The sequence below is a fragment of the Treponema sp. R80B11-R83G3 genome (assembly GCF_054786115.1).
In genome coordinates, this window is record NZ_BDHF01000108.1 from 1 (window position 1) to 4,268 (window position 4,268).

The window sequence follows — 4,268 nt, forward strand, 5'->3', positions numbered from 1 at the left end:
ATAGACACATTATATGAAAAAGCCAATAACAAATTTATTCGCCTTTTACAAATAACGCCATTAATCCGGCTCTGGTTTTAACCCCGAACTTCTGATAAATATTACTGATGTGAATCTTGGCGGTACCGGGGGCGATACAAAGACGCTCTCCAATTTCTTTTCTCCCAAAACCTTCTTTTACAAGTAAATTGGCAACTTCAATTTCCCGTTGGGAAAGATCGTGCTGCGCAAATATATCGTCAAGATTAGACATTTCAAAGACAGGCGTTACGTGAAGCGGCACCTGCCGTTTTACCGCCGTAAAGCGCGGCAGTTTTGGAAAAAATAACCATCTTAAAGCCAAAAGCATAAACAACACGGCGGCAATTACTATGAACAGCACTTTATACTCCGTACCGTCAGGCACAAAAGGATCGATTAATGGCGAAAGGAAGGCAAAAGCAACGCTGAAAAAGATAACCGTCGCCGCCCCGTAAAACCAGAATCCGCCTGAGTACAATTCCACAATGGCGGTGGTAAAAACCACCCATGCCGTATAATGAGCAATAGAAATTAGTGTGCTCATAATCGTATTAAGGTACGGATAATTTTCGAATAACGGCAGGCAGGAGAACAGTAAAAACAAAATAATTGACGGAAACAGGAACCGGCGTATAAAGCGGTTTATTGAAAGCCCCGCTAAAAACCCTAAAACGGGAACCGCAACGGCAACTATCAAATAATTAGGATGGTATATAGCCTTGTCTGAATACAGCGGAAGCGCCCGCATATCCATCAATCCGTTCAGAATTGTAAACACGGACGCAAGCCCAATCAGACGCAGAATAACAGGCAAGTCAGTTTTAACAACCGGTACGGCAACCGCGTCTTTGTCTGCGCCGTTAGCCGGCTCATCTGCGGCAGACACATCACTGCCATGCACGGCGGAAGCGCGTACTAAATTCCGATAAAGAAACAAGCTTGCCACAGGAAAGACACCAGCTAAAACTACCATGCACCATTTGATAAATTTGAATACTGATACCGCGCCATTTAGAGGGTCTAAAGCCGCGACGCTTTTCTCCAACGGCGGTATGGAGTAATAACAGGCGAGGACGGAGCCGAGCAGGGCCGCTCCTAAAACAAGCGAACAAAATTTGCCTGTCCTGTTTGCCCGTCCGCCAACAACCGGTCTCTTCATCCACGTTAAATAGAACAACCCGTAGCACGTAGTAGTCAATATTCCCTCAGGAATTGCCATGATGCCTCTGATTGCCGCAGAGCCAAGCCATAAATGAAAACCAAAAGAGCGCAGAATAAATTCAAAGGCTATTAAAAAGGCGATAAAACAGATGCCGGAAAATAGAGGTTTGTCTTTTCCGACCGGTACGGGAAGGAACAGGGGGCAAAGAAACGCGCCTATTGCAATACCCAAAAAGTAGAAGATATAAACCGCATACATGACATATTTGGAATCGGAAGGCAAAAAATGAGCAAGCGTAAAACTTAAGTGCATACACAGTAAAATGCCAAAGATAGACAGTGAAGACGCAAGCCGCGCAAGGGGTAACAACAGCCCATTTTGTTTCATACAATTTTATTATACCACAATAGGCCTTTTGGCATATATGAATTTAGGCTTTTTTTGCAAAATAGGCCTTTTGGCATATACGAATTTAGGCTTTTTTTTGCAAAATAGGCCTTTTGGCATATATACAAATTGGTTTTCTGCGTTAAAATTTAAGTAGTAATTTAGCAACATAAGGCCGCGTTGCGGCTTTTGAAATTAATATTACCCAAAAGCAGGGTATCGGCAAGGAGTTTTATATGAGGAATGTAAGCAAATTTTTCGGGATTATCGTACTAATTGCGGTAATCGGATTTTCTATGGCAGCCTGCGGTGAAGACCAGGGTGATGATGACCCTTTTAAGGGTACTTGGATTAGGCAGCAAGATGGCGAGGACACGCAAAAAATTGTCGCCGCAAACAAAGCATGGCGCAGTTATGAGCTGGTTGATAACGAATGGATAGAGGATATACGCGGTATATATACAGTATCAGGAAATGAAGTAACCATTATATTCGTTGAAGTTAACATTAGTTTATTTACTTGGGATCATAATGGTCAAATGCCACAAACTCATTGGATAGCTTATGCTGAAGTGCCGGATGAGATAAAACAAAATTTTCCATCAGCGACAATGAAAACAACTGTAGAAAATAATCAATTTACCATTGAAAACGCAACCTTTACAAAACAAGACGGCGGTTCTAGCGGTAGTGGTAGCGGCAGTGGCAGTGGTAGTGGCAGCGGCAGCGGCAGCGGCAACGGCAACGGCAATCAGAACCAAAGCAGTACGTTTACACTGACTGGTTTCCCGAAAGATTTTAGTGGGAAGTATGCATTACTATACGTTCAGAGTGGGAATTTAATACTTATAGGCGCTCAAAATGTTAGTGTTAGTGCTTCAGGAATGTCCGGCACATTAGTTCAAATATCAAATGGAAGGGTAAATTTACCAATGTGGATAAAGCAGGGAAATAGTTTTATAAGATACCACGGCAATGACACTGTTTACGGTACTGTTATGATATACGATTCACCAAATGTTTCTGAGGGTAGCGATGAAGAAGCTATAAACAGGTATTTCAGTTCAATTACTTTCTCAGATGGCAGCGCTACTAAAACATGGGATGATGGGTCCTGGGATGCCCCTAACAACGGCGGCGGCGATCCTAATCAGACTCAAAACAGTACGTTTACACTGACAGATATCCAGGATAATTATAATGGTAAGTATGCATTGCTTTATGCTCAGGATAAGTATAATACTATCACTGTAATAGGCGCTCAAAGCGTTAGCGTTGGTAATTCAGGATTGTCCGGCACATTAGTTCAAATATCAAATCAAAGCGTAAATTTACCAATGTGGATAAAACAGGGTGATAATTTTATAAGATACAACGGTAGTGACACTGTTGAAGGTATTGTTAGGATATACAATTCAGCAAATGTTTCCCAGGGTATCGATGAACCTATAGCCGAAAGAAATTTCTCAATTAGTTTTCTTGATGGCGGCGCTTCTATGAAGTGGACTCCTATTCTTCCAGGCGGCGAACCCAGCGAAACCCAATTATTTGGGACATGGATAAGAGATGATGGTTTACAACAACTGACATTCAATAGCGATGGAACGTTTATAGTTAGTGAAAATGGTAATATTTTTAATGGGCAATTTGACGCCATTGATGATACTACTATTGCATTGCATAACTACGAGCAAATGCCGCCACCAAGACAGTTGCCGGAAGGGACTTATACTTTTTTTATAAGTGAGAACACCCTTACCATAACAGACAGTAATAATTCACAAACAACAACATATTACTTACAAAAATAATATGTGCCGTGCGCAGCCTTCCCCAAACAGGGAAGGCGCGCGGTTGTTTCATAGTTGCGGAAGGATATAAAATGCGTTATTGACGCCGCCTTATGACGGAATTAAAGGGAGATTATTGTATGAAAATTATAAGTTTGATTTTAGTTGTATTAATTTTATTTTCCGGTTGTACTTCTGTAGCGAGAGTAAATGCTCCTCGTGAAGTAGAACAGGGGGTTTATAGCGAAAGAAGACGGGGGATTTTCAAGTGTCCGCCGCTTGAAGCGGGTGCTAAATATAATTTAAGGTTTAAAGGCAACTATAAAAATGGCGGCTCGCTTTTATTAACAGACTCAAAGGCCGACAGTATAACAGTTTACGAACAAGTAATACCGCCATTGCCAAAGTAAGAACGGAAACTGAGAATGTGAATATAGGTTATAACCAAGTATGGACAAAGCAGACGTAATGATCAAAAATATGCCTGTGAAATACCCTATTGTACTGGTACATGGAATTATCGCTCATGACAGGCCGAGCGTTAATCGATATTGGGGTAAAATTCCAGAAACAATACGGGAAACAGGGGCGAAAGTTTATTTTGGAAATACCGATTCATGGGGCGATTATGAATCAAACGCGGAAATTTTAAAAACGACGATTGATAAAGTATTAGACGAAACAAACAGCGAAAAAGTAAACATACTCGCCCATTCCAAAGGCGGGCTTGATTCCCGTTATCTGATACGGAAGTACAATTACGGTGATAAAGTGGCAAGCTTGACTACGATTTCAACGCCTCATCACGGCGCGGAATTATCTGATTTTCTTCACAGGCAAAAAATTCTTCATACGCGCATTGTTAAAAAAGCGTTAATTATTTTTGGAAAATTATATGGGGATAAAAA

4 protein-coding genes are annotated in these 4,268 nt (G+C 41.3%); 3 read left to right on the forward strand and 1 reads right to left on the reverse strand.

Annotated features, from left to right (window positions below; translation table 11 throughout):
* Positions 1-34: 34 nt before the first annotated feature.
* Positions 35-1,570 carry a LuxR C-terminal-related transcriptional regulator gene (locus ACYVRH_RS11040; RefSeq protein WP_461256968.1) on the reverse strand — a complete coding sequence of 512 codons (1,536 nt, stop codon included), beginning with the start codon at positions 1,568-1,570 and terminating at the stop codon, positions 35-37.
* Positions 1,571-1,806: 236 nt separating this feature from the next.
* On the opposite strand from ACYVRH_RS11040, the gene ACYVRH_RS11045 reads away from it, so the two are divergent.
* The 3 genes from ACYVRH_RS11045 to ACYVRH_RS11055 all read left to right on the forward strand — a co-directional run.
* The gene (locus tag ACYVRH_RS11045) at positions 1,807-3,381 is read left to right on the forward strand and encodes a hypothetical protein (protein ID WP_461256969.1); all 1,575 of its coding nucleotides are present in this window, start codon (positions 1,807-1,809) and stop codon (positions 3,379-3,381) included.
* A gap of 119 nt (positions 3,382-3,500) precedes the next feature.
* On the forward strand, positions 3,501-3,770 hold the full coding sequence (locus ACYVRH_RS11050; RefSeq protein WP_461256970.1) for a hypothetical protein: 270 nt from the start codon (positions 3,501-3,503) through the stop codon (positions 3,768-3,770).
* A 40-nt stretch (positions 3,771-3,810) separates the two neighbouring features.
* The coding region (locus tag ACYVRH_RS11055) for an esterase/lipase family protein (RefSeq protein WP_461256971.1) at positions 3,811-4,268 on the forward strand (458 nt) is incomplete at its 3' end.